A 25,764-nucleotide genomic window follows, 5' to 3' on the forward strand; every position below is an offset into this window, starting at 1 on the left:
AACGGCTTCTATAATCCCCGACGCAGACACTCAGCAATTGGCTGGAAATCCCCCGTGGCTTTCGAACAGAAGGCCGCCTAACATGAGCACCTGACCGGAACGAAACCGGGACAGGTCCATGGTGACATAGCCGATCATCGAGGCCGCCTCAGAATCGGAGACCATGTCGCGCACGACGGCGCGGGACAGCACCATGCCCGCGGCGATCACCGCTTGCGCCATGCGGAAGATCAGAAAGCTGGTGGCACTGGCCGCAGTGAGGGTGCCGATGGTGGCGATCAGGAACAGGATCAGGGCGGCGAGGATGACTTTGCGGCGGCCGTAGCGGTCAGAGATCGGGCCGATCAGGATTTGCAGCACCGCCGAGAGCGCGAGATAGAGTGCGACGGAGAGTTGCATCAGCGCGTAGGGGGCGTCGAAATAGGCGGCCATGCCGGGCAAGGACGGCAGGAAGATGTTCATCGTCAGCGCCGAGAGGCCCGCGAGCAGGGTCAGGGTGAGGATTTTCGGCGGGGTGTGGCGGTTGAGGAAGATTGCCTTGGGGTGGGGCATGTGTGGGCCTTGATGCGGCGGCGGCTTTATCGGCGAAGCCTCCGGCGGGGATATTTGAGCAGATAGGATGGGCTAAGCGGCGGCTTTGGGGGCGGTCAGGTCCATTTATGGAAGATGAAGAAGGCGCCGAGGGCGATGAAGGCGAAGCCGAGGGCGTGGCTCCAAGTCAGCGGCTCTTTCAGGTAGAACACCGAAAATACCGCGAAAACGGCGAGTGTGATGACCTCTTGGATCGTCTTGAGCTGGGCTCCGTTGTAGATGCTGGAGCCGATGCGGTTGGCGGGGACCATCAGGCAATACTCGAAAAACGCGATGCCCCAAGAGATGAAGATCACCGTGATCAGGGCGGTAGATTTGTGTTTGAGGGGACCATACCAAGCGAAGGTCATGAAGACGTTCGACAGCGACAACAGGCCGATGGTGACGAGCGGGACAGGCAGCGTGGGCATGGCGGTTCTCGGATGCAAATTCTGGTAATCGGGGACGTATATAGAACAAAAACCACGTTTGCCATCAGTGACGGCATTTGAAGCAGCGGGTTGCCGCAGCCGTTTCTGAAGGTGCCGGGTGCGGACTGGATGCCTGAACCGATCCGCTTTGACCCTACCACTGGTGTGCGGGTGTTCGGAGCCAAGACAGAGAGGCTTTGAGAAAGTAATCCGGCGGCGAAAAAGTGCCTGCACTTGCGCAAACTGCCGCTGGGCTGGGGGAGGATGCAAGGAAATCGCTGCATTCCGACGCGTTTTGCGCTAGTATTGCAAAAAACAAAAACGAGCAGGACTGGCACAATGACCCTCATCCGAACTGCGCGGCACCTTTGCGGTGCCGGTTTCGTGCTGGCGGTGCTGGCAAGCTGCGGGCACAGCGAACTCGAATGTATGGAGCGGGCGATGTATTTCGAATCCAACCGCTCTAGCCGGGATGGCATGGTGGCGGTGGGCAGCGTTGTTATGAACCGCGTCGAGTCGGGGCAGTATCCGCGCAATGTCTGTGGCGTGGTGGCGCAGCGCAAGCAATTCGCGCCGGGGGTGATGAGCAAGCGGATGAACACTCGCACGGCCCCGCAGTTGCGCGACGCGGCGCAGTCGGTGTTGCAGGGCGAGCGGCATCCGCTGGTCGGCCGCGCGCAGTTTTTCCATACGGCAACCTATCACGCTGGCTACAACAACATGCAGTATGTGCTGACCACCGGGGGCAATGCGTTTTACGAACGGGTCGACCCGGCTTTGGTCACCCAGCCACTGCCATTGCCGCCGATTGAGGGCATTACCGGAAAGTGATGAATTTGCAGGTTTGCAATTTGCATTTTTAATCATCCGCAGAGTTTGCATATTTACGATATTGCGCTTTGCCGGCGTATTCTAGGGCGCTATGCTGGTGGCGATTTGAGGGGGAGCCCGGCCATGAAAGATATCCTGCAACAGTTGGAAGACCGCCGCCGCGTGGCGCGTTTGGGCGGCGGGCAACGCCGGATCGACGCACAGCACGCCAAGGGCAAATTGACCGCGCGCGAGCGGATCGAGCTGTTGCTGGACGAAGGCTCGTTTGAAGAATTTGATATGTTCGTGGCACATCGTTGCACTGACTTTGGCATGGAGGCGGACCGTCCGGCGGGGGATGGCGTCGTTACCGGCTGGGGCACGGTGAACGGGCGGATGGTCTATGTGTTTTCGCAGGACTTTACGGTGTTTGGCGGGTCTTTGTCGGAAACCCATGCGCAGAAGATTTGCAAGATCATGGATATGGCGATGCAGAATGGCGCGCCGGTGATTGGGCTGAACGATTCTGGCGGGGCGCGGATCCAGGAGGGCGTGGCCTCGCTCGCGGGCTATGCTGAGGTGTTTCAGCGCAATGTGATGGCGAGCGGAGTGGTGCCGCAAATCTCGGTGATCATGGGGCCTTGTGCGGGCGGGGCGGTGTATTCGCCCGCGATGACCGACTTTATCTTCATGGTGCGGGATTCGTCCTACATGTTCGTCACCGGGCCGGATGTGGTGAAAACCGTGACCAATGAGGTGGTCACGGCAGAGGAACTCGGCGGGGCGTCAACCCATACCAAGAAATCATCCGTCGCCGATGGCGCGTTTGAGAATGATGTCGAGGCTTTGGCCGAAGTGCGCCGCTTGGTGGATTTTCTGCCGCTGAACAACCGGCAGAAAGCTCCGGTCAGGCCGTTTTTCGATGATCCGGCGCGACTGGAGGCGAGCCTTGATACGCTGATCCCGGAAAATCCGAACCAGCCCTATGATATGAAAGAACTGATCGAGAAGCTGGCCGATGAGGGCGATTTCTTTGAAATCCAACGCGATTTTGCTGCCAATATCATCACCGGCTTTGTGCGGATTGAGGGGCAATCGGTGGGCGTCGTCGCCAATCAGCCGATGGTTTTGGCGGGGTGTCTGGATATTGACAGCTCGCGCAAGGCGGCGCGGTTCGTGCGGTTCTGCGATGCGTTTGAGATTCCGATCCTGACTCTGGTCGATGTGCCGGGGTTCTTGCCGGGGGTGGCGCAAGAGTTGGGCGGCGTGATCAAGCATGGTGCCAAACTGTTGTTTGCTTACGGCGAAGCCACGGTTCCGAAAGTGACGGTGATCACCCGCAAGGCGTACGGCGGGGCTTATGACGTGATGTCGTCAAAGCATTTGCGCGGTGATTTCAACTATGCTTGGCCGACCGCCGAGATTGCAGTGATGGGCGCGAAGGGGGCGACCGAGATCATCCATCGCGGCAAATCACCGGAGGAGATTGCGCGGCTGACGAAAGAATATGAAGACCGTTTCGCCAACCCGTTTGTGGCGGCGGAAAAGGGTTTTATCGACGAAGTCATCATGCCACATTCGACCCGCCGCCGCATCGCGCGGGCATTTGCAAGCTTGCGCGGTAAGAAGCTGGCGAACCCGTGGAAAAAGCACGATAACATTCCGCTGTGACCTAAGGAGAACAGCAATGCGTGCGGGCAGCGGAAAAGCGGGGCGGTTATGACCGATCCGAATACAACGGACAGTGCAGAGGCGGTTGTGGTGCCGGTGCCCTCTGGGCAATGGGTGCGCTTCGTCGATGTGGTGATGAACGCGCCGGGGCCGGATGGCTTGACCGCGCGGTTTCGCTTTGTAGCACCCGCGATTGCGAAACAAACCGGATCGGTGGATTTCGAAGTTGCGGCGGCGGATATGGAACATCTGTGCAAGAGTTTTGCGTTGCCACGCATCGCGTCAACCGGGCCGAAACCCAGCCAGATCGTGATCTCGCTTGCCGACCGCGACGTGCCGTTTGGCGAAGCTGCGCCTGAGGCCACTCAATTCTTTGAGGCGTATCGCATCAACGGCGACGCCTGTATATGGGAGGCTTTTTGATGAAAGCACAAAATCTAGCGGCCACGGCTGCTTTGCAACCGATGGCTGATGTAGCCTTGCCACAGCTGATGGCATTTGACCAATTTGCGTGTCAATTCCGCAGTTTATCGGCTAGTGTTCATGTAGACCGAACCCAAGCGGTCTTTCCTTCGCAGAAGGAGGCGGCACAAAGCACGCCTCCCGTACAAAAATGGAGTCGAGGATGTCGAGCACTAAGTTTACCGTACTGGCACTGTGCCTGGTCGCTTTCGTGGCAGGTTGCGCCAAGAAAGCCGAAGACGTGGTTTACGTGGACCAACCGGCTGTCACCACCGAGCCGACCTACACCGGCAAATACAAGTAAGACTAAGGGGCGGGCGCTTGTGGGCCTTAGGTCCAAGCCCGCCCTTTTTCTATCTGCTGCAAAGACTTACAGCCCATCGGCAACAACTGTCCTAACGCTTCTGAACCGCTTTGCACTTGATCAGACCAGCACCTATGGTGCCAGCGTCGTCAATGATGCAATCTGGAGTATATCATGCGTTCTGCAACCATCCTCGCTTTCATCGCGCTTGCCGCTTTCGCCGCCTGCGCCAAGAAAGAGCCACCTATCGAGCCGATGCCAGCCGAAATCACTGTCGAGCCGACCGAGACCGGCAAATACAAGTAATCTCTCGGGGCGGGGCTTCGGCCCCGCTCTCGCCGCCACTTTTGTCTGCAAGTCAGCACAAGGGGTGGCATCATGCTGAAGCATCGCGGTTTTCCCGGCCGCCTGACCGGCACTGATTTTCAGTTTGTGATCCGCCGCGCCAATATGAAGGCGGGCGCTGCCAAGATCATCAAACGCGAACGTTTCGCAGATCGCAAAAACGCTGACCGGATGGCCGACAAGGGCTTTATGGCGGCCCTGTGGGCACAGTTCGGCGAAGACGTTTTCGAGCGCGGCAATCTCGATGCGGGCCGCTTGTCGTGGCTGTTTGGCCGCGAGGTGGTGGCCGCCGAAGATCCGTTTGATCCTGCGTCTTACGATGCGCTGCTCAAGATCAACCTGAAAGTCGCCCAAGTCTCGTTCCCCGAGATTTTCGCCGCCGATGCCGAGCCGATGGACTTTGGCGATTGGGACGACGACGAGGATCAGGATTAGGCATGAATCCGCGCAAGCCTTTGGCATCTTGGCAGCAATTCGCGCAAGCCTTCTGGCAGGGCGAAACAGGCTTTGCGCCAAGTGCTGGCTTGCGCGATGATCGCTGTGTGCCTGGGGCGTTGCTTGCACCGCAATGCCTTGGGCAAGACTGTTACCCTTTCCCTACCCTCTGGCCTGACTCCGACGGGGTCAGGCCTTTTTTTGTTACAGGTTTTGTTGCTGGCGCGGCACCGCTTTGGCGGCTTGTTGCCAGTTGCGTGCGGGCAAGCTTTTTTCAGTTTGCATCGCTGCTGGAAACAGTAGAATCTATGCGCAGAACAACAAACAAAAGAGGCAGTTCAAAATGCGGAAATCTCTCCTTCTTATCGTCATTCTCACCATGCCGCTGGCCGGCTGCTTGCAGGACCCTGCGTCGCGCGGTCTGGCTGGCGCTGCGGGGGGTGCGGCTATCGCTGACCTTACCGGCAACAACGCTGTTACTGGCGCCGTCATCGGCGGGCTTGCAGGAGCTGCGACTTGCGGCGTCAACATCGGCCTGCCGCCCTGCTACTGATCTGATCGCCGCTTACGCGGCTAATGCTATGACGGCCAGTCGGGGTGTTCCCCCGGCTGGCCGTTTTGTTTTGTCCCGGCCCGGACAGACTAATACTTGGGGAGAGAGCTATGTTTAAGAAAATCCTGATCGCCAATCGGGGCGAGATCGCCTGTCGGGTGATCAAGACCGCCCGCAAGATGGGGATCAAGACGGTGGCGGTGTATTCCGATGCCGACCGGGGCGCGTTGCATGTGAAGATGGCGGATGAGGCGATCCATATCGGCGCCTCGCCTGCGGCGCAGTCTTACATCGTCATTGAAAAGATCATGGCGGCGGTGAAGGCGTCTGGCGCTGAAGCGGTGCATCCGGGCTATGGGTTCCTCAGTGAAAACATGAACTTCGCGGCGGCGTTGGAGGCGGCGGGGGTGGTGTTCATTGGGCCGCCGAGCCCTGCGATTGAGGCGATGGGCGATAAGATCACCTCGAAGAAGCTCGCGATGGCGGCGGGAGTTTCCACCGTGCCGGGGCATATGGGGCTGATTGATGATGCCGAACATGCGGTGAAAATTGCGGGGCAGATTGGTTATCCGGTGATGATCAAGGCCTCGGCGGGCGGTGGCGGCAAGGGCATGCGGATCGCTTGGGACGATGCCGAGGCGCGCGAGGGCTTTCAATCATCGAAGAACGAAGCGGCGGCGAGTTTTGGCGATGACCGGATTTTCATTGAGAAATTCGTCACCCAGCCGCGCCATATCGAAATTCAAGTGTTGGGCGATAAGCACGGCAATATCGTTTATCTGCATGAGCGCGAATGTTCGATCCAGCGCCGCAATCAGAAGGTGATCGAGGAAGCGCCCTCGCCATTCTTGGATGAGGCGACGCGCAAGGCGATGGGCGAGCAGGCCTGCGCCTTGGCCCGCGCGGTGGGCTATACCAGCGCAGGCACGGTGGAATTCATCGTCGATGGCGCGCGGAACTTCTACTTCCTGGAGATGAACACAAGGTTGCAGGTGGAACATCCGGTGACCGAGTTGATCACTGGGGTCGATCTGGTCGAACAGATGATCCGGGTGGCTTATGGCGAAAAGCTGCCCTTCAAGCAGGAAGATCTGAAGATCAACGGCTGGGCGATGGAAAGCCGGCTTTATGCCGAAGACCCTTATCGCAACTTCCTGCCTTCAATCGGTCGTCTGACCCGTTATCGCCCGCCAGTGGAAGGCCCGACGGCGGCGGGTGGCATCGTGCGCAACGATACCGGGGTGTTTGAGGGCGGCGAGATTTCGATGTTCTACGACCCGATGATCGCCAAGCTGTGCACCTGGGGGCCGAGCCGTGCGGCGGCGATTGAGGAAATGCAGCAGGCCCTAGATACGTTTGAGGTCGAGGGCATCGGCCACAACCTGCCCTTCGTCGGGGCTGTGATGGCGCATCCGCGCTTTCAATCCGGCAATATCACCACGGCGTTCATTGCCGAGGAATACCCGGAAGGCTTCCAAGGTGCGACCTTGGATGCGGATACCCTCGCACGGGTTGCCGCCTCTGCCGCTGCGATGAACCGGGTGGCGGAGATTCGGCGCACGCGGATTTCCGGCACGATGGACAACCACGAGCGCAGGGTCGGCGATGACTGGGTGGTGACGCTTCAAGGCGTTGAACATGTGGTGAAAATCGCGGCGGACCCGGCGGGATCGACGGTGACGCTGCAAGATGGCCGCAGCCTGCGGGTAAGTTCGGATTGGGTGCCGGGGCAGGCTTTGGCCAGCATCATGGTCGATGGCGCGGCTTTGGTGATGAAGGTCGGCAAGATCAGCGGCGGCTTCCGGCTGCGCTTACGCGGCGCTGATCTAAAGGCGCATGTCCGCACGCCACGGCAGGCGGAACTGGCGAAACTGATGATCGAAAAGCTGCCACCCGATACCTCTAAATTCCTGCTCTGCCCGATGCCAGGCTTGATCGCCAAGATCATGGTCGCGGCTGGTGATGAGGTGCAAGAGGGGCAGGCTTTGGCGACGGTTGAGGCGATGAAGATGGAAAATATCCTGAAAGCCGAGCGAAAGGGCGTGGTCAAAGCGGTGAAGGCAGTGGCGGGCAGCAGCCTGAAGGTCGATGAAGTCATCATGGAGTTTGAATAGGTGGGCAGGGTCGGATCAGGGCAGGGCGAGACTCGACAAATGTTCCCAATTTGTTCTAGTGTGACCACTTGTTCCTCCAGCTCCGACTCGAGTCACTATGAGCCAGCGCGTCTCCACCCTGTTCTTCGACATGAACAGCTTTTACGCCTCAGTCGCCCAAGCCGAGGAGCCTGCCTTGATGGGCAGGCCGGTGGGGGTGTTGACGGGCGAGGGTCCGAACACCGCTTGTATTGCTGCCAGTATCGAGGCGAAACGCTGCGGCGTGGGCATGGGGACGCGGCAGGACGAGGCGCGCCAGCTTTGTCCCGGCATCGTGTTTCGCCCGGTGAAGCACGACATCTGCGTGCGCTATCATCATGCAATCCTGCGCGCAGTGGACACGGTTGTGCCAGTGCATCGGGTGTTCTCAATCGACGAATGTTCCTGTCTGCTGACCGGATCGCAGCAGGAATTACCGCGCGCAATGGAATTGGGGCGGGCTTTACAGGCCGCGGTGCTGGCGCAGGTGAGCCCGGCGTTGCGCTGCTCGGTGGGGTTGGCACCCACACGGCTGCTGGCAAAACTGGCGGCAGGGCTGGAGAAACCCGGCGGCTTGCATTGGCTGTTGCCGGAAATTCTGCCGGACCGCATCGCGGACATGGCGTTGGACGATCTGCCGGGGATTTCCTCGCGGATGCGGGATCGGCTGATTGCGGCGGGCGTGCCGGACGTGCGGGCATTGTATGCGCTGGACCCAAAACGGGCGCGGGCTATTTGGGGTTCGGTCACCGGCGAGCGGTTCTTACGCGAACTCCGTGGCGAGGTGGTGGTCTGGCCGGAAACTCAGCGCGGCATGATCGGGCATGGTCAGGTATTGTCCGGCGGCAATGCCACGCCCGAGGGGGCGCGGCTGGTGGCGCGGCGGTTGCTGGTGAAAGCGGCGGCGCGTCTGCGGCGCGAGGGTTTTTTGGCGCGCAGTCTGCATCTGTCTCTAAGACTGCGCGATGGCGGGAGCCCCAGCACCGATGGGCAAATCCGCGCTACGCAGGATACGTTTTTCCTGCTGGAAACCTTGGATCGCTATTGGGCAAAGCTGCCGCGCGGGCGGATCAGGTCGGTGAATGTGATGCTCGGCGGACTGCTGCCGTCGGGGCAAGAGACGGGCGATTTGTTCGATCTGCCCGCGTCTCAGGAAGAAATCCCCGTGGGGCTGTGCCGGGCCATCGACCGCTTGAATCTGCGCTATGGCCAAAACACCGTGTGCTTTGGCGAATTGCCGCCGCAGTATGTCGCCTATACCGGCGCGAAAATCGCCTTTGGCCGCATTCCGGTGGCCGAGGATTTTCTCGAATAACCGCATTGCCCGCGCTGGCCCGCGTTGGCTGCAAGGGAGCAGAGCATGACTGATCTGAACGCATGGACGGCTTTGGCCGCGACGGAAATGAAGGGCGGCGACCCGGAAAGCCTCGTGTGGGATACGCTGGAAGGCATCGCGGTGAAGCCTTTGTATACCGCCGCCGATGTCGAAGGCCTGCCGCAAATCGGCGAAATGCCCGGCTTTGCGCCGTTTACACGTGGCGTCAAGGCGACGATGTATGCCGGGCGGCCCTGGACCATCCGGCAATATGCTGGGTTCTCGACGGCTGAAGCCAGCAACGCGTTTTACCGGAAAAATTTGGCGGCGGGGCAGCAGGGGGTCTCGGTGGCCTTCGATCTGGCGACGCATCGCGGCTACGATTCCGATCATCCGCGCGTTGAGGGCGATGTCGGCAAGGCCGGGGTGGCAATTGATAGCGTAGAGGATATGAAAATCCTGTTCGACGGCATCCCGCTCGATAAAGTCAGCGTGTCGATGACGATGAATGGTGCTGTGATCCCGATTTTGGCGAGTTTCATTGTGGCGGGCGAGGAGCAGGGCGTGGATCGTTCGCTGCTGTCGGGCACCATTCAAAACGATATTCTGAAGGAATTCATGGTGCGCAACACCTACGTCTATCCGCCGGAACCCTCGATGCGGATCATTGCGGATATTATTGAATACACCTGCGCCCATATGCCGAAGTTCAATTCGATCTCAATCTCCGGCTATCACATGCAGGAAGCCGGGGCGAATTTGGTGCAGGAATTGGCCTATACTCTGGCCGATGGCCGCGAATATGTCCGGGCGGCACTGGCGCGCGGCATGAATGTCGATGATTTCGCCGGGCGTCTGAGCTTCTTCTTCGCCATCGGGATGAATTTCTTCATGGAGGCCGCGAAGCTGCGCGCGGCACGGTTGTTGTGGCACCGGATCATGGCGGAGTTTCAGCCTAAAAAGCTGGGCTCGTCGATGCTGCGGACGCATTGCCAGACTTCTGGCGTGTCCCTGCAAGAGGCCGATCCCTATAACAACGTGATCCGCACCGCCTATGAGGCTATGTCGGCGGTTTTGGGCGGCACGCAATCGCTGCACACCAATGCTTTGGATGAAGCCATCGCACTGCCTACGGAGTTTTCAGCCCGCATCGCGCGCAACACCCAGTTGATCTTGCAGGAGGAAACTGGGATTTGCCATGTCGTCGATCCGCTGGCGGGGTCGTATTACGTCGAAAGCCTGACACATTCCTTGGCTGAGGAGGCGTGGAAGCTGATCGAGGAAGTTGAGGCGATGGGGGGAATGACCAAGGCGGTGGCCTCGGGCATGCCGAAGCTGCGGATTGAGGAATCGGCGGCGAAACGACAAGCGGCGATTGATCGTGGCGATGAGGTTGTGGTCGGGGTGAACAAATACCGGCTCGCCCAGCAGGATGCGATCGACATTCTCGATATTGATAACGTCGCGGTGCGGCTAAGCCAGATCGAACGCCTACGTGCGACGCGGGCGGCGCGGGATGAGGCACGCGCACAGGCGGCGCTGGACGAATTGACCCGGATCGCGGGCCATGACGGCAATCTGCTGGCGGCAGCGGTTGAGGCAGCTCGGGCGCGGGCAACGGTGGGGGAAATCAGCATGGCGATGGAGAAGGTGTTCGGGCGGCACCGCGCCGAGGTCAAAACCCTCGCCGGGGTTTATGGTGCAGCCTATGCGGGTGACGCGGGCTTTGCCGCTATTCAGGCCGATGTCGAGGCGTTTGCCGAAGAAGAAGGCCGCCGTCCCCGGATGTTGGTGGTGAAGATGGGCCAAGATGGCCATGATCGCGGTGCCAAGGTGATCGCCACCGCCTTCGCCGATATCGGTTTTGACGTTGATGTCGGGCCGTTGTTCCAGACCCCTGCCGAGGCCGCCCAAGATGCCATCGACAACGATGTGCATGTGGTCGGAATCTCGTCGCAGGCCGCTGGGCATAAAACCCTCGCGCCGAAGCTGGTGCAGGCTTTGCGCGATGCGGGCGCGGGCGAGATTCTGGTGATCTGCGGCGGGGTTATTCCGCAGCAGGATTATCAGTTTCTCTACGATGCAGGCGTGAAAGCGATCTTCGGGCCGGGGACGAATATTCCCGAGGCGGCGAAGGATATTCTGAACCTGATCCGGTCGGCGCGCAGCTAAGGCGGATGCGCGCCGCACGGGGATATTTGGATCAATGTGAATGGTAAGGCAGGGTGCTTACTCCGTCTTGCCCTTGCATTGCGCAAATCGCCTTAGTGGCTGAGCCAGGGATTTGCGCCGCCCAGGATCAGCGCGATCATCACTATTGCGCCAGCGAATTGATCTACCGGCGGGCCCGCTAAGAACCCCACGAAGCCCGATGCCCTGACCACGGCCCAAACACGCATCGCGATGCGATACCGAGCGGTGCCCAAAATTGTTTAGGCGTTAAAAACCACGGCGGCAAAACCGCTTAGAAAACCCCATTGAAGGTTCGTCAGTTGGTCTTGCCCTTCAACAGCGCGAAGATTGCCATCGCGTGGCCGTGGCCCAGATCAAACTCGGTTTTCAGCCAGTCGTTGATCTGGGTAGCTTTGACGCCAGCAGCGATGCCATCGGTGGTGGCAAAGCCTTTGGCTTGTGCGAGGGCTTTGAAATCCGCCGGAGATTTACCGGTTTTGGCTTGGATATTGTCCAGATAGGCTTGGAACGACATTCACATCTCCTGTTGGGCTGCCCACAACAGCCCGCGCCGCATCAGTTCGCGGGCGGGGCCGTGGTTGATCACATCGGCCTGATGGCCCAAGGCGTTGTAATAGACCCGGCCTTGGCCCCAGAGTTTGGAAAACACCACCGGCAACGCCACCGGGCCGTTGGGTGAGTGCGGGCCATCGACCACCGGGAAATCGCAGACGGCATGGACGCGCACGGCAGGGTCGATGTGCAGGTAATACTGCTCGGTCGCCACATCAAAATCAGCGATCCCGGCCACCAGAGGATCATCGGATACCATTCGCACCCGGTAATTCACCCCATCATTGCCCGGATGCGCCACCCATTGTGCCCCGGTCATAAACTGCCAGAGCACATCCGAGCGGAAGGCGTCGCACATCCCGCCATGGCAGCCTGCTAGACCCACGCCCGAGGCCACAGCTGCGGCGACGTTTTCAGACTGGTGCGGCTCAATGCTGCTCATGGTCCAGACCGGAACGATCAGGCTCAGGTCAGTTAAAGCCCCCAGATCATCGAAACAGCCAAGGCTTTCCGTCACCTCCACCTGCATCCCCGCGCCGCGCAGTTCCTCGGCAAAGAAGGCGGCGACTTTATCCGGCTGGTGGCCGTCCCAGCCGCCCCATGTGATCAGCGCTTTGGTCATGGTCATCCTCTGTGCTCAAGTATCGTGGGGGGGATTTGCCTACAAATCCGTGGGGGGCCGCCAGCCCCCCGACTTCACCGCAGAGTTTCCGCTGTTGGCAGGATCGTCAACCTAGAACCGTTGCGCTGCCGCTGGTTTATTGCCCATGATTGTCTCAATCTCGGCCAAAACTTCCGGCGTCAGCTTTGCCTTAGACTTCAGCGCGGCAAGGTTATCGCTGAGTTGGCTGGCGCGCGATGCCCCCAGGATCACAGTTGAGACCCGCGGATTGTTCAGGCACCACAGTAGCGCCAGATGTGCCAAGGGCAGGCCTGCGCGCTTGGCCAGATCGGCCAAGCTGCGGGATTTCGCCAGTTTGTCCTGCCCCACGTCCGAGGCCAGCATATCGCGCAGCCATTCGTAGCCGGGCAGGGTCATTCGGCTGTCATCCGGGATCGCGGCGTTGTATTTGCCGGTCAGGATGCCCGAGGCCAGCGGCGACCAGATCGTGGTGCCAAGGCCGTAGGTGTCATAGATTGGCGCATAATCGGCCTCGACCTTCTGGCGCTCGAACAGGTTATATTGCGGTTGCTCCATCGTGGGCGGCGTCAGGCCTGCGGCGCGGGCCACCGCGTGGGCTTCGGTGATCTGCTGGGCGGACCATTCCGAGGTGCCCCAATACAGCACTTTGCCTTGAGTGATCAGATTGTGCATCGCCCGCACGGTTTCCTCAATCGGGGTGTCAATGTCAGGGCGGTGGCAGAAATAGAGATCAAGGTAATCGACTTGCAGACGGCGCAGCGCGGCATGGCAAGCCTCGGTCACATGCTTGGCAGAAAGCCCGCGCTGGGAGGGTTTCTCGCCGCCCCAGAACACTTTCGATGAGACGATATAGCTGTCGCGGGTCCAGCCAAGGCTTTGCAGGGCCTGACCCATCACAAGCTCAGAGTTGCCCGCCTCATAACCCTCGGCATTATCAAAAAAGTTGATGCCCGCGTCATAGGCGATGGTCATCAAGGATTTGGCGTCATTGCCATCAACCTGTTTGCCGAAGGTGACCCAAGAGCCGAAAGAAAACTCCGATACCTTCAGGCCGGATTTGCCCAAGCGACGATAGTCCATGCGGATGCTCCAAATAAAAATGTCCTGTGCAGGCGGTCTGCACAGGACATAAGATATTTTCGCTGGATTGTTAGGCTTAGACGCCTGCGTAAATCTCGGCAATCCGCGCCACGGCGGCTTCTGGCGTCAGTTCTTCCGAAACCCCGGTGCGACGCGAGGTCAACTCGACCACGCCATTCGCCAGACCGCGCGGCCCGACGGTGATGCGCCACGGCAGGCCGATCAGATCCATCGTGGCGAATTTCGCGCCGGCGCGTTCTTCGCGGTCATCGTAAAGCGCTTCCAGACCCTTGGCGGCGAGGGCTTTGTACAGGCCTTCGCAGGCGGCATCGGCGGCGGCGTCGCCTTGTTTCAGGTTGACAATACCGACCGGGAAGGGCGTGACGCCCTCGGGCCAGATGATGCCTTTGTCGTCATGGCTGGCCTCGATGATCGCACCCAGAAGGCGGGAGACGCCGATGCCGTGGCTGCCCATCTCGACCGGGACTTTGCTGCCATCAGCGGTGACGACGGTGGCGCCCATTGCCTCGGAATATTTGGTGCCGAAGTAGAAGATCTGGCCGACTTCGATGCCCCGCGCGACTTTGCGGCGATCTTCCGGGATTGCGTCGAACAGGGCCGCATCGTGGGTCTCGTCGGTGCGGGCATAAAGCGTGGTAAATTCTTTGCAGACCGAGGCGACTTCCTCGCGGTTGTCGTAATCGACCTCACGCGTGCCAAGCCGCAACTCGGTGACGGCGCTATCGAAAAACACCTCGGATTCGCCTGTTGCTGCCAGCACGAGGAATTCATGGGTATCCTCGCCACCAATCGGGCCAGAATCCGCCCGCATCGGGATCGCGGTCAGGCCCATGCGTTCATAGGTGCGCAGGTAGCTGACCATGTGGCGGTTGTAGGCGTGCAGGGCGGCAGCCTTATCAACGTCAAAGTTATAGCCATCTTTCATCAGGAACTCGCGCCCCCGCATCACGCCGAAACGCGGCCGCATCTCGTCGCGGAACTTCCACTGGATGTGATACAGCGTCAGCGGCAGGTCTTTGTAGCTGTTGACATGGGCGCGGAAGATGTCGGTAATCATTTCCTCGTTCGTCGGGCCATACAGCATCTCGCGATCCTGCCGATCCTTGATGCGCAGCATTTCCTGACCGTAGTCGTCGTAACGACCGGATTCGCGCCACAGATCGGCGGGTTGCAAGGTGGGCATCAGCAGGGGAATATGGCCCGCGCGCGCCTGTTCCTCGTTCACAATCTGCTGGATGCGGTTCAGCACCCGCAGGCCCAAGGGCAGCCATGAATAGATCCCGGCGGCTTGCTGTTTGATCATGCCCGCCCGCAGCATGTAGCGGTGCGAGACGATCTGCGCCTCGGCGGGGTTTTCCTTCAGGACAGGCATAAAGTAACGGGAAACGCGCATCGCGGCCTCATGAGATAGGGTTTGGGCTTTCCTAGCGGGTTGAGGGAGGGCAGGCAAGCGGCGGGTTTGGGTGCGGACTGGTGGGGCAAATGGGTGGTCCCGAGTTGGGACCTTTTGGAATGTATTTAATTTCAATACGTTGCGGGTCGATGTTAAGGATTTGGTAAGGTTTGCGCAGGCTGCCAACCTGCCACGTCAAAGCAGGTGCTGTTGGAGCGGAAGCCCATTCAGAGAGAGGGGGGATCACCCGGCAAGCCCTCAGCCAGCAAATCCTCGACGAAATGGGCTGCGAATTGCGCGCGGCCGCTGATCCCAGCCTTGCCGTAAATTGCGGAAAGCTGGGCGCGCACGGTTCCGGGGGCGGCGTGGCGGGCAGCGGCGATTTCAGCCACATCAAGGCCCTTCAGCGCGAGGTAGGCCACATCGCGTTCGGCGCGGCTCAGGTGCCATGTGTCGAACTGGCGCTGCACCACCTGATGCATTTCGCCGCTGGCCTTGGCGATGGTGGCGTCTTGGTCTTGCTGATGGTTCAGCGCGCGGCGCAATTCTGATGCGCCCAAGGCCACCCCCAAGATCAGCGCCAAAGTCACCAAGCTCTGCATCCAAAGTTGCGGGCCTAAGCCATCTTCCCCCCATTCCGCCAAAGCATTTGCCACAAAAAACACCGCCGCCGAGGTTTGCAACAGCACCACCAGTGCAAGCACGGCGGGGCGGCCGCCCTTGCTGTCTTTCAATCCGCTGAGAAAGGTCATCGGTTGCTTTCTTCCCAATCACTGCGCTTTAGTCTTGGCAGCGGCTTTGGCTTGGCGGCGTCCTACCAGCATTGCCGGAAGCAGATTGTGCCGCATTATAACGCTTTCCACAATCACACCGCCAATATGCAGCGCCACCAAAAGCAGGATCAGGTTGGCGGTGATCTCATGCGCGTCTTTCACCCAACCAGAGCCTTCCGCCTCATCACCCTCACCTGCATCGGCGGTTTTCACAAGCTGTGACCAATCGCCCGTGTCAATAATGGCTTGGCGTTCAGCCACCGCGAACGGGTTGGGGCCGGACATGGTCAGGCCCGTCGCCACCATCACCGCGATGCAGGCCCACAAAGCATAGGCCATCATCGCCGCCGCCGGGTTGTGCGAGGCATAGCTGCGCGGCTTGCCCGCGAAAAGCTGTTTTATATGTCCGATGGCGGCTAAAGGCTTGGGCGGAAACGCAGAAAACCGTGCCTCTGGGTTGCCGATCACGCCCCAAGCCATGCGGATCAGCAGCAAAGCCATCCCGCCCCAGCCAAACCAGACATGTAGGGGGCTGCCGCCTTTGGCGAAGCCCTCATTGGCCAGTATGACGATCACGATGCCCCAATGGCTGATGCGCACAATGCGATCCCACAGGATCGGTGGGCGCGGGGCCGGGGGGCGGGTGCCCCCCAGTGCTGCGTGTGCCATCAATCGTTGCTGGCTTTGATGGTCAGAACCGCGCCGGTGGCGGGGTCGATGGTAATGTCCATTTTCTTGGAAGTGGCTGCATCGGTGCAGATGGCTTCGATCTTGCCATCTTCGGCCTCAAAGGCGTTCACCGGGCAGCCGGCTTTTCCCAGCGCAGCTTTGGCGGCATCAGCATTGGTGCCGACGATATCGCCCACGGCGGGCATCGCAGTGGCGGCGAACGGCGTGGCAAGCAAAGCAAGCGTCAGAAGCAGAGTGCGGGTCATCGGATCGTCCTTTTGATCGGCTCGGGTGAGCCTTGGGTGCCGGAGATCGGCTGCCCTTCGTCGCGGTGTTGCGGCTGGGGCATGGCCTTGAGATGTCAGGCTCTGGCGCAGGATTCTATCGGCCAGAGGCTTAGTTTTGCGGGTATAAGCGCGCGCTTATAGGTGATTTTGCCGGATTTTGCCGGGGTAGGCGCGGTTTGTGGCTGCAAAGTGAGGGCAGCAGCGCCTGACGGCTTTGCCAGCCTCTTGCAACCAAGCCCCCCAAAGGCGATATGTCTGCCAACTGAAAAGGGGCGATCACATGGCACTTCCGGTCAGCGCACAGGTCAAATACTGGTGCATCGCCTTGGCTTTGCTGTTTGTGCTGCTGTTTTTGCTGGGCTCGGTGATGCTGCCGTTTCTGGTCGGCGGGGCTATGGCGTATTTCCTTGATCCGGTGGCGGATCGCTTGCAGCGCTGGGGGCTTTCCCGCGTGGCGGCGACCACGGTGATCACGCTGGTGGGGTTGCTCGCGATGGTGCTGGTGGTGCTGTCGGTGATCCCGACGCTGATCCAGCAGACCAGCGCGCTGATCAATGCGGCACCCGAAATTACCAAGCGTTTGCAAGGATTTATGATTGAGAAATTTCCTGAACTGACCGACAGCACCTCGACCATGCGCACCACTTTGGCGGAAATCGGCGCTGCCATTCAGGCCAAGGGCGCGGCTTTGGCGCAGGGCGTGTTGACCTCGGCGCTCAGCCTGTTGTCGGCGGTGGTGTTCATCGTCGTGGTGCCGGTGGTGACGTTTTACATGCTGCTCGACTGGGATCATATGGTGGCGCGGATTGATGCGATGCTGCCGCGCGATCATGCCCCGGTGGTGCGGCGCTTGGGCCAAGAGATCAATGATGCGCTGTCGGCGTTTGTGCGCGGCCAGTTGACGGTGTGCCTGACCTTGGGCGCGTATTATGCCACCGCGCTGATGCTGGTGGGCTTGCAGTTTGGGCTTGTGGTGGGGGCGATTGCGGGCGCGATCACCTTTATTCCCTATATCGGCGCGCTGGTCGGCGGGGCCCTGGCGATTGGGTTGGCGCTGTTCCAGTTCTGGGGCGATTGGGTTTCCATCGGGCTGGTCGCCGGGGTGTTCGCGATTGGGCAGTTTCTTGAGGGCAATGTGCTGACGCCGAAACTGGTGGGCAAATCGGTGGGGCTGCACCCGGTCTGGCTGATGTTTGCGCTGTCGGTGTTCGGCTCTTTGTTCGGCTTTGTCGGCATGCTGGTGGCGGTTCCGGTGGCGGCGGCGATGGGCGTGCTGATCCGATTTGCGATTGCGCAGTATCAGGCGAGCCATTTGTATCAAGGGGTTACCGGTCTGGAAGCCATTGGGCAGACGGGCGATGAGGACGACGCGTGAGCCGTCAGCTGGCCTTTGATCTGCCGAGTGCTGAGGCATTTCGGCGGGCGGATTTCTATGCCTCGCCTGCCAATGCGCAGGCACTGGCGGCGGTAGAGGCTTGGCAGGATTGGCCGGGCGGCAAGCTGGTGCTGGTCGGGCCGGAAGGCGCGGGCAAAACACATCTGGCGCATATCTGGGCCGCGCTTTCGGGGGCCGAGGTGATCTCAGCCGCAAAGCTGGTCGAAAGTGATCTGCACGATCTGGCGCAGGGTCCGGTGGCTGTGGAGGATGCCGACCAGATCGCGGGCGACGCGCAGGCCGAGGTGGCTTTGTTCCATTTGCACAACCTGCTTGATGGGCGCGGGCTGTTGGTGACGGCGGCCAGCCCGCCGCGCGATTGGCGGCTGGGGCTGCCGGATCTGCTCAGCCGGATGCAGGCGGCACCCGTGGCGCAGTTGGACCCACCGGATGATATGTTGCTGTCGGCGGTGCTGATCAAGCTGTTCGCCGACCGTCAAATCGTGGTGCCGCCGAACCTGATCTCTTACCTTGTGTCGCGGATGGACCGATCCATCGCCGCCGCGCGCGAATGGGTGAAGTTTCTCGACGCCCGCGCGCTGGCGCAGGGCCGCCCGGTGACGCGGGCTTTGGCCGCCGAGGTGCTGGACTTGGCGCAGGCGGGGTGAGACTATGTCACCCATGCGTTACCTTTAAGCAGCATGAAGGCCCGATGACCCAATCCGATTTTCTGAAGAACGACTTCCCCGCCGCTGTCGAGGTGCCCGAGGCCGAAATCACCGGCCCGCGTCGGTTTTTCAACCGTGAACTCAGCTGGTTGGCGTTCAACTGGCGGGTGCTGGATGAGGCGTCGAACCCCGCCGTGCCGTTGCTGGAGCGGCTGCGGTTTTTGTCGATTTCGGCGACGAACCTGGATGAATTTTACACCGTGCGGGTGGCGGGTCTGCGCGCCAAAGTGCGGGCGCGGAATCTCACGCCTTCCGAGGATGGCCGCTCGGCGGCCGAACAGTTGACGCTGATCCACGCCAATGCGCGGCGGTTGATGCACACCCAGCAGGCGGTGTTCAACAAGCTGAAAAAGCTGATGGATGTGCAGGGGATTACTTTGCTGACGCGCTCCAAGCTGACGGGGCGCGATCTGAAATTTCTGGAAGATCATTTCCTGAACAAGGTGTTCCCGGTTTTGTCGCCCCTCGCGATTGACCCGGCGCATCCGTTTCCGTTCATCCCAAACACCGGCTTTTCACTGGCCTTGCAGTTGGAGCGTGAGACCGATCATCGCAGCTTGCAAGCGCTGTTGCCGATCCCGCAGCAGATCGCGCGGTTTGTCCGGCTGCCCGATAAAGACGGCGAATATCGGTTTTTGCCGTTGGAAGAACTGCTGCTGATCCATCTGGATATGCTGTTTCCGGGCTATACCGACCGCGGCCATTGCCTGTTCCGCGTGCTGCGCGATAGTGATCTTGAGGTCGAGGACGAGGCCGAAGATCTGGTGCGCGAGTTTGAAACCGCGCTGAAGCGCCGCAGGCGGGGAGAGGTGATCCGGCTGAAGCTGTCGTCGGGTGCGCCGCCCGAATTGCGCGCGCTGATCATGGAAGAACTGAGTGTGACGCCCGATGAAATGGTCGAGGTGCGCGGGCTTTTGGGCGTCGCCGATCTGAAGGAGTTGGTGCTGTCGTCTCGGCCTGATCTGCTTTGGCCACGGTTTACCCCAAGGGTGCCGGAACGGGTGCAGGACCACGATGGCGATCTGTTTGCGGCGATCAAGCAGAAGGATATTCTGCTGCATCACCCCTACGAAACCTTTGATTTGGTGATCAATTATCTGGAACAGGCGGCGCGCGACCCGAATGTGCTGGCGATCAAACAGACATTGTATCGCACCTCTTGGGACAGCCCGATCGTCGCCGCTTTGTGCGAAGCGGCCGAGGCGGGCAAGTCGGTGACAGCACTGGTTGAGTTGAAAGCGCGGTTTGACGAGGCTGCCAATATCCGGCAATCGCGGCGGTTAGAGCGCGCCGGGGCGCATGTGGTTTACGGCTTTATGAACTACAAAACTCACGCCAAAATCAGCACCGTGGTGCGGCGTGAGGGTGAAAATCTGGTCACTTACACCCATTATGGCACCGGGAATTACCATCCGATCACCGCGAAAGTCTATACCGACCTCAGTTTCTTCACCTGTGACGCCGCTTTGGGGCGCGATGCGACGCGGGTGTTCAACTATCTGTCGGGCTATGTAGAGCCGCAAGGGCTTGAAAACCTTGCAATTTCACCTTTCACGCTGAAATCGCGACTGCTGGAAATGATTGCGGCAGAAGCTACGCATGCCCGCGCCGGACGTCCTGCGGAAATCTGGGGCAAGGTCAATTCACTGATCGACCCGGATGTGATTGACGCGTTTTATGCAGCCTCGAAAGCCGGGGTGAAGATCAGCCTTGTGGTGCGCGGAATTTGCGGAGTTCGTCCCGGAATCAAGGGCTTGTCCGAGAATATTCGGGTGAAATCCATCGTCGGGCGCTTCCTGGAGCACAGCCGGATCATCTGCTTTGGCAACGGTAATGGCCTGCCGTCAAAGCAGGCGCGGGTGTTCATCTCCTCAGCCGATTGGATGGGGCGCAATCTGACGCGGCGGGTGGAAACTTTGGTGGAAATCCACAATCCTACCGTGCAGGCGCAGATTGTCGGGCAGATTATGGCCGCCAATCTCGCCGATGAGACACAATCCTGGGTGTTGCAACCCGGCGGTGCCTACAAGCGCGGGCAGGTGCCTGTGGACGGCAGCGCTTTCAACTGTCACCGTTTCTTTATGGAGAATCCCTCGCTGTCCGGTCGCGGTACGGCGGGCGCGAAGGATGTGCGAAACCTTGCCTGAAGCCGCTGCGACACAAAGTTTTGCGGCGGAATGACCTGAACGGAAATACCTATGACCGAAGACCATGACGACGATCACGGCCCGTTTGGCCGGCCTTTGTTTGACGACCCTTCAGTGCGGGCGCTAAGCCGTGTGGGGGTGGTTGATGTCGGATCAAACTCGGTGCGGATGGTGGTGTTTGATGGCGCGGCGCGCTCACCGGCGTATTTTTACAACGAAAAGCTGATGTGCGGTCTGGGTAAAGGGCTGGCGGAAACCGGGCGGTTGAACCCGGAAGGACGGCGGCGGGCGCTGGTGGCGTTGAAAAGATTCTCGTTGCTGGCCAAGGGGATGGGGATAGAAACCCTGACAGTGGTGGGCACAGCTGCGGCGCGCGAGGCGGCGGATGGCCCGGCGTTTCAGGCCGAAGTGCTGGCGCAAACCGGGTTGAAAATCTGGGTGGTGGACGGCGACGAAGAAGCTCGGCTGTCGGCGCAGGGCGTGCTTTTGGGCTGGCCGGATGCGAAGGGGATTGTCTGCGATATTGGCGGTAACTCGATGGAACTGGCAAAAATCGGCGGCGGCACGGTGGGGCAACGGGTGTCTACGCCGCTTGGCCCGTTCCGGTTGCAGCAGGTGGGCGATACGCCGAAAAAGCGCGCCGCCCATATTGATAGCATCCTGAAAGACTGTCAGGCGCGGTTGAATTCGGATGGCGAGCGGATTTTTCTGGTCGGCGGCTCTTGGCGGGTTATCGCGAGACTGGATATGGAACGGCGCGGCTATCCGCTGACGGTTTTGCACGAATATCGTATGCTGCCCAATGACTTGCTGGAAACGCTCGATTGGATTGCCGCCAGCGATCTAAGCCAGTTGCGCAGCAAAACCGGCACTGGGGCGGAGAGGATGGAGTTGGTGCCGCTGGCTTGCGAGGTGATGCGCGAGCTGATCAAGGTGCTGAAACCGTCGGAGATCGACGTCTCGGCCTACGGCATCCGCGAGGGGCTGTTGTTTGAGCAGATGCCGGAAAAATTGCGTGCGCGCGACCCGCTGATTGAGGCGGCGCGGATGGCAGAGAAGCTTTCGTCGCGGATACCAGGGTTTGGTAAAAAGCTGTATGAATTTCTGCTGCCGTTGTTCCCCGAGGTGAACGCGGAGCGGCTGCGGCTGATCAAGGCGGCCTGTTTGCTGCATGACACGACATGGCGGGCGCACCCGGATTACCGGGCCGAGGCGTGTTTTGACAATGCAACGCGGACAAATTTGGGTGGCTTGGATCATCCGGGCCGGGTGTTTCTGGGGCTGGCGCTGCTGCACCGCTATAAAAATAGCCGCAACGGCTCGCGGATGGAGCCTTTATTCAAGCTGCTGCGCGAGGATGAGTTGCTGGATGCCGAGGTGTTGGGCAAGGCGATGCGGTTTGGCGCGATGTTTTCGGTCGGCGATCCGGGGCGGGCGGGGCGGCTGGTCTGGCAGCCTGCGACGCGGCTGCTGGAACTGCAGCTGACCGAGGAAGGTCGCGGGCTGTTTGGCGAGGTGGCCGAGGCGCGGTTCATGTCACTGGCGCAGGCGTTGAAGGCGCAAACCACTTTGGGGGTCAAAGCGTGATGCTGCGGTTTGATCACCTCGCGGTATCGGCGCTGGATTTGGTCGAAGGGGTGGCTGCGGTCGAGGCGGCTTTGGGCGTGGCGCTGGCGGGCGGCGGGCAACATCCGCATATGGCAACGCATAACCGGCTGTTCGGCTTGGGGGATCTGTATCTGGAGGTGATCGCGGCGGACCCGGCACAGGTGCCGCCGGTTTGGCCGCGATGGTTCGATTTAGACAATTTTGAGGGTCCTCCAAGGCTAACGAATTGGGTTGGATGTTGTGATAGTATAAGCGCTGCAGTGGCGGCCAGCCCGGAAGGCGTCGGGATTCCGGTGGCTCTGCAGCGTGGCGATTACCGTTGGCAGATGGCAGTGCCCGCCGATGGCAAGTTGCCGTTCGACGGTTGCTTCCCGGCTTTGATCGAATGGGCGGGCACTTTGCATCCGGCGCGGGCTTTGCCAGATAGTGGTGTGCGATTGCAGCGGTTGGAGATTGCGCATCCGCAGGCTGGGGCGCTGAATGCCGCACTTGCAAGCCTTTTCACCGACAGCCGCGTGGTGATCGTGCCGGGGGTGGCGAAGGCGATGCGGGCGACGTTTACCACGCCGCACGGGCTGCGTGTGTTGGAATGATTCGGGCGGCTGTGCCGGAAGATGCGGCTGCGCTGGCGGCTTTGTGGAACCCGTGGATCAGGGATACTGCGGTGACGTTTAACTCGGCGGAGAAGTCTGAGGCCGATCTGCTGGCGATGATCGCAGCGCGGGATTGCTTTGTCGTTTACATCAACAACGGCGTGCAAGGCTTTGCGAGTTATAGTCAATTTCGTGGCGGCTCCGGCTATGCCACCTGTATGGAGCACTCAGTGATCCTGTCGCCCACTGCGCGCGGGATGGGCGCGGGGCGGGCGTTGATGACGGCGGTTGAGGGCCATGCAAAGGCGTCTGGCGCGCATCAGATGATCGCCGGGGTGTCGGGCGAAAACCCGCAAGGCCAGCGCTTTCATGCGGCCCTAGGCTATCACGAGATCGCGATCATTCGCGATGCGGGCTTCAAATTCGGTCGATTTATGGATCTTGTGCTGATGCAGAAATTCCTGTCCTGACAGCCGCATCTGAAACCGATAAGCTGACCTCATGTCGATCTGGACCCGCATCACCGAAGCCATCGCCGCCCTTGCATCGGGCGAGGGGTTGGCGGCTGTGTTCGACCGTTTGCGCGGCGGGGCTGTGCCAGAGCGCTCGGTTGGCTTCACCATCGCGGTGATCGCTTTGGGCGCGAAGATGGCCAAGGCCGATGGCGAGGTCACCCGCGACGAAGTGGCGACGTTCCGGCGGATTTTTTCGATCTCGAAAGCCGAAGAAGCCAATGCCGCACATGTGTACAACTTGGCGCGACAGGATGTGGCAGGGTTTGACTCTTACGCCCGTAAGATCGCGCTTTTGTTCAACAAACCGGGATTGCCGCTGTGCGCTGATGACCGCAATGTGCTGATCGACATTCTGGAAGGGCTGTTTCAGATCGCGATGGCGGATGGCGAATATCATCCCGCAGAAGATCAGTTTCTGCGCGAAGTGGCGCAGATTTTCGGGCTGGATGATCGTTGTTTCCGGGTGCTGCGGGGCCGGTTTGTCGATGGTGCGCCGCGCGATCCTTACGATGTTCTGGGGATTCCACATCAGGCGAGCCTTGACGATGCCCGCGCGGCGTGGCGGGCGGCGGTGAAAGACAGCCATCCCGATGTGATGATCGCGCGCGGGGTGCCTGCCGAGGCGGTGCAACTGGCGACGCGACGGCTGATCGCGATAAACGCGGCTTGGGACGAGATTCAGGCCAAGGTCGCGGCATGAGCGATCGGCTGAGGCTGGCCAGCTATAATGTCGAATGGTTCAATGCTTTGTTCGATGATCGCGGGCATCTGCTGAAGGACGCTGAGTATTCGGCGCGCTACAAGGTCACACGGGCCGAACAACTGGCGGCTTTAGGCGTGGTGTTCACCGCCTTGGATGCTGACGGCGTGATGATCATCGAAGCGCCCGACACCAACAGCCGCCGCTCGACCGTGACGGCGCTGGAGAATTTTGCGGCGCAGTATGGCTTGCGGACGCGCAAGGCGATCATCGGTTATGTTTCTGAAACTGAACAGGAAATTGCGTTTCTGTATGATCCTGACAAGCTCTCCGCGCGGCATGATCCGAAGGGCGATCCTGCCCCCAGCCACGGCGCGCCGGGGGCTCCGCGGTTTGACAGCCAGTTGCGGCTGGATATCAACGGGGATGGGGTGGAGGATCTGGTGCGGTTTTCCAAGCCACCGTTGGAACTGGCGGTGACCACCACAGCGGGGGGGAAACTGCGGCTGATCGGGGTGCATGCCAAATCGAAAGCCCCGCATGGCGCCGCGGATGATGCCGCTTACAAGCGGATTTCGATTGAGAACCGTCGCAAGCAGTTGGCGGAATGTCTGTGGCTGCGCGCCCGGATTGATCGGCAGTTAGAGGCGGGCGATGGCCTGATCGTGATGGGCGATTTCAACGATGGTCCGGGCTTGGATGAATACGAAAAGCTGTTTGGCCGCTCGGGGATTGAGATTGTGTTGGGGCAGGGCGGGCAGATGCGTCTGCACGACCCCCATGCTGAAATGGCGCTGACCGAGACCAATGCGCTGGCCCCCAGTTCGGCGCGGTTTTGGCTACAGCCGCAGAAGCGTTTTTTCGAGGCGCTGCTGGATTTTATCATGGTCTCGCCCGATCTGGCCCAGACCAAGCCGGTATGGCGGATTTGGCATCCGTTCAACGATCCCGGCGTGCTGGCGGTGCCGGAACTTGCGGATGCGCTGCTTTCCGCCTCTGACCACTTTCCGGTGACGCTGGATTTGGCATTGTGATTTGAATTGTGACCCAAGGCGGGCATAATCGACGGATGAAACATCTTATCCTTATCCTGATGCTGTTGCCCGTGTCGGCTTTTGCGCAGACCACGCCGCCGTCGGATGCGGACAAGGGGCTGAGCCTGATGCAGCAGGGGGCGGAACTGCTGTTCAACCATATGATGGGGCAGGTGGAGCCGAGCCTGCAAGATATGGCGCAGGCGCTGAAGCAAGCGCAGCCGAAACTGATGGAAATTCTGGCCATGATGGATGATCTGAAGAACTATCACGCGCCCGAAAAGCTGCCGAATGGCGATATTATCCTGCGGCGGAAAACCCCGGATGAGTTGAAGCTGGAGGCTTTGCCGGGGCCGAAGACAGAGCTTTAACCAAGGCTTATCAAGCCTTGCGGCTTTCTGCGCAGGTGCAGTCAGCGCTGCCAG

At 60.2% G+C, this 25,764-nt stretch carries 27 protein-coding genes and 1 pseudogene; 19 read left to right on the forward strand and 9 right to left on the reverse strand.

Features of this window, described 5'->3' with window-relative positions:
• Positions 1–51: 51 nt before the first annotated feature.
• Both ACP7AP_RS18250 and ACP7AP_RS18255 read right to left on the reverse strand, forming a co-directional pair.
• Positions 52–552 (reverse strand): annotated as a pseudogene (locus ACP7AP_RS18250) (MFS transporter); the annotation flags it as partial.
• 95 nt (positions 553–647) lie between these two features.
• The gene (locus tag ACP7AP_RS18255) at positions 648–1,001 is read right to left on the reverse strand and encodes a DMT family protein (protein ID WP_426036389.1); all 354 of its coding nucleotides are present in this window, start codon (positions 999–1,001) and stop codon (positions 648–650) included.
• 339 nt (positions 1,002–1,340) lie between these two features.
• Here ACP7AP_RS18255 and ACP7AP_RS18260 point away from each other — a divergent pair, with 339 nt between their 5' ends.
• The 10 genes from ACP7AP_RS18260 to scpA all read left to right on the forward strand — a co-directional run bounded on the left by ACP7AP_RS18260 (position 1,341) and on the right by scpA (position 11,200).
• Positions 1,341–1,832, forward strand: a complete 492-nt coding sequence (locus ACP7AP_RS18260) for a cell wall hydrolase (RefSeq protein ID WP_426036391.1) — start codon at positions 1,341–1,343, stop codon at positions 1,830–1,832.
• A gap of 123 nt (positions 1,833–1,955) precedes the next feature.
• On the forward strand, positions 1,956–3,482 hold the full coding sequence (locus ACP7AP_RS18265; protein WP_426036393.1) for an acyl-CoA carboxylase subunit beta: 1,527 nt from the start codon (positions 1,956–1,958) through the stop codon (positions 3,480–3,482).
• 48 nt (positions 3,483–3,530) lie between these two features.
• The gene (locus tag ACP7AP_RS18270) at positions 3,531–3,905 is read left to right on the forward strand and encodes a DUF6497 family protein (protein WP_426036395.1); all 375 of its coding nucleotides are present in this window, start codon (positions 3,531–3,533) and stop codon (positions 3,903–3,905) included.
• Positions 3,906–4,107: 202 nt separating this feature from the next.
• Entirely contained in the window at positions 4,108–4,248 is a 141-nt protein-coding gene (locus tag ACP7AP_RS18275; protein WP_156317624.1) for a hypothetical protein, read from the forward strand.
• A 174-nt stretch (positions 4,249–4,422) separates the two neighbouring features.
• On the forward strand, positions 4,423–4,554 hold the full coding sequence (locus ACP7AP_RS18280; RefSeq protein WP_426036398.1) for a hypothetical protein: 132 nt from the start codon (positions 4,423–4,425) through the stop codon (positions 4,552–4,554).
• A gap of 72 nt (positions 4,555–4,626) precedes the next feature.
• A complete protein-coding gene (locus ACP7AP_RS18285) occupies positions 4,627–5,028 on the forward strand; it encodes a hypothetical protein (RefSeq protein WP_426036400.1) in 402 nt (133 codons plus the stop codon).
• 343 nt (positions 5,029–5,371) lie between these two features.
• Complete coding sequence (locus ACP7AP_RS18290) at positions 5,372–5,581, forward strand: hypothetical protein (protein WP_426036402.1); 210 nt, start codon at positions 5,372–5,374, stop codon at positions 5,579–5,581.
• 110 nt (positions 5,582–5,691) lie between these two features.
• Positions 5,692–7,695 (forward strand): acetyl-CoA carboxylase biotin carboxylase subunit, encoded by a 2,004-nt coding sequence (locus ACP7AP_RS18295; RefSeq protein WP_426036404.1) that lies wholly within the window; start codon positions 5,692–5,694, stop codon positions 7,693–7,695.
• 97 nt (positions 7,696–7,792) lie between these two features.
• Positions 7,793–9,028, forward strand: coding sequence for a Y-family DNA polymerase (locus tag ACP7AP_RS18300; protein ID WP_426036406.1), 1,236 nt, complete (start codon positions 7,793–7,795; stop codon positions 9,026–9,028).
• Positions 9,029–9,073: 45 nt separating this feature from the next.
• The gene (scpA, locus tag ACP7AP_RS18305; RefSeq protein ID WP_426036408.1) at positions 9,074–11,200 is read left to right on the forward strand and encodes a methylmalonyl-CoA mutase; all 2,127 of its coding nucleotides are present in this window, start codon (positions 9,074–9,076) and stop codon (positions 11,198–11,200) included.
• Between the two features lie 316 nt (positions 11,201–11,516).
• Here the strand turns inward: scpA and ACP7AP_RS18310 are convergent, their stop codons facing one another.
• From ACP7AP_RS18310 to ACP7AP_RS18340, 7 genes are all read right to left on the reverse strand, one after another.
• On the reverse strand, positions 11,517–11,735 hold the full coding sequence (locus ACP7AP_RS18310; protein WP_426036410.1) for a DUF4287 domain-containing protein: 219 nt from the start codon (positions 11,733–11,735) through the stop codon (positions 11,517–11,519).
• On the reverse strand, positions 11,736–12,395 hold the full coding sequence (locus ACP7AP_RS18315) for a ThuA domain-containing protein (RefSeq protein ID WP_426036412.1): 660 nt from the start codon (positions 12,393–12,395) through the stop codon (positions 11,736–11,738).
• Positions 12,396–12,506: 111 nt separating this feature from the next.
• Positions 12,507–13,496, reverse strand: a complete 990-nt coding sequence (locus tag ACP7AP_RS18320; RefSeq protein WP_426036414.1) for a potassium channel beta subunit family protein — start codon at positions 13,494–13,496, stop codon at positions 12,507–12,509.
• Between the two features lie 76 nt (positions 13,497–13,572).
• Positions 13,573–14,910 (reverse strand): proline--tRNA ligase, encoded by a 1,338-nt coding sequence (gene proS / locus ACP7AP_RS18325; RefSeq protein WP_426036416.1) that lies wholly within the window; start codon positions 14,908–14,910, stop codon positions 13,573–13,575.
• A gap of 227 nt (positions 14,911–15,137) precedes the next feature.
• Positions 15,138–15,662 (reverse strand): helix-turn-helix transcriptional regulator, encoded by a 525-nt coding sequence (locus tag ACP7AP_RS18330; protein WP_426036418.1) that lies wholly within the window; start codon positions 15,660–15,662, stop codon positions 15,138–15,140.
• A gap of 18 nt (positions 15,663–15,680) precedes the next feature.
• Positions 15,681–16,352, reverse strand: coding sequence for a cytochrome b/b6 domain-containing protein (locus ACP7AP_RS18335; protein WP_426036420.1), 672 nt, complete (start codon positions 16,350–16,352; stop codon positions 15,681–15,683).
• Positions 16,352–16,618, reverse strand: a complete 267-nt coding sequence (locus tag ACP7AP_RS18340; RefSeq protein WP_426036422.1) for a PepSY domain-containing protein — start codon at positions 16,616–16,618, stop codon at positions 16,352–16,354. The genes ACP7AP_RS18335 and ACP7AP_RS18340 overlap by 1 nt, the downstream gene beginning before the upstream one ends.
• Before the next feature lie 301 nt (positions 16,619–16,919).
• Between ACP7AP_RS18340 and ACP7AP_RS18345 the strand changes: the two genes are divergently transcribed.
• From ACP7AP_RS18345 to ACP7AP_RS18385, 9 genes are read left to right on the forward strand one after another with little or no spacing between them, the layout of a single operon-like run.
• On the forward strand, positions 16,920–18,014 hold the full coding sequence (locus ACP7AP_RS18345) for an AI-2E family transporter (RefSeq protein WP_426036424.1): 1,095 nt from the start codon (positions 16,920–16,922) through the stop codon (positions 18,012–18,014).
• Positions 18,011–18,682, forward strand: a complete 672-nt coding sequence (locus tag ACP7AP_RS18350) for a chromosomal replication initiator DnaA (protein ID WP_426036426.1) — start codon at positions 18,011–18,013, stop codon at positions 18,680–18,682. The genes ACP7AP_RS18345 and ACP7AP_RS18350 overlap by 4 nt, the downstream gene beginning before the upstream one ends.
• A gap of 44 nt (positions 18,683–18,726) precedes the next feature.
• Positions 18,727–20,889, forward strand: coding sequence for an RNA degradosome polyphosphate kinase (locus ACP7AP_RS18355; RefSeq protein WP_426036428.1), 2,163 nt, complete (start codon positions 18,727–18,729; stop codon positions 20,887–20,889).
• A 51-nt stretch (positions 20,890–20,940) separates the two neighbouring features.
• A complete protein-coding gene (locus ACP7AP_RS18360; protein ID WP_426036430.1) occupies positions 20,941–22,476 on the forward strand; it encodes a Ppx/GppA family phosphatase in 1,536 nt (511 codons plus the stop codon).
• Positions 22,476–23,090, forward strand: a complete 615-nt coding sequence (locus ACP7AP_RS18365) for a VOC family protein (protein ID WP_426036484.1) — start codon at positions 22,476–22,478, stop codon at positions 23,088–23,090. The genes ACP7AP_RS18360 and ACP7AP_RS18365 overlap by 1 nt, the downstream gene beginning before the upstream one ends.
• The gene (locus ACP7AP_RS18370) at positions 23,087–23,560 is read left to right on the forward strand and encodes a GNAT family N-acetyltransferase (RefSeq protein WP_426036432.1); all 474 of its coding nucleotides are present in this window, start codon (positions 23,087–23,089) and stop codon (positions 23,558–23,560) included. Before ACP7AP_RS18365 ends, ACP7AP_RS18370 begins: the two co-directional genes overlap by 4 nt.
• 31 nt (positions 23,561–23,591) lie before the next feature.
• Positions 23,592–24,305, forward strand: coding sequence for a TerB family tellurite resistance protein (locus ACP7AP_RS18375; RefSeq protein WP_426036434.1), 714 nt, complete (start codon positions 23,592–23,594; stop codon positions 24,303–24,305).
• The gene (locus tag ACP7AP_RS18380; RefSeq protein WP_426036436.1) at positions 24,302–25,339 is read left to right on the forward strand and encodes an endonuclease/exonuclease/phosphatase family protein; all 1,038 of its coding nucleotides are present in this window, start codon (positions 24,302–24,304) and stop codon (positions 25,337–25,339) included. The genes ACP7AP_RS18375 and ACP7AP_RS18380 overlap by 4 nt, the downstream gene beginning before the upstream one ends.
• A 35-nt stretch (positions 25,340–25,374) precedes the next feature.
• Positions 25,375–25,710, forward strand: a complete 336-nt coding sequence (locus ACP7AP_RS18385) for an AAA+ family ATPase (protein WP_426036438.1) — start codon at positions 25,375–25,377, stop codon at positions 25,708–25,710.
• Positions 25,711–25,764 lie beyond the last annotated feature (54 nt).

The sequence above is a fragment of the Cypionkella sp. TWP1-2-1b2 genome, from assembly GCF_049896245.1.
Classification (GTDB): domain Bacteria; phylum Pseudomonadota; class Alphaproteobacteria; order Rhodobacterales; family Rhodobacteraceae; genus Cypionkella.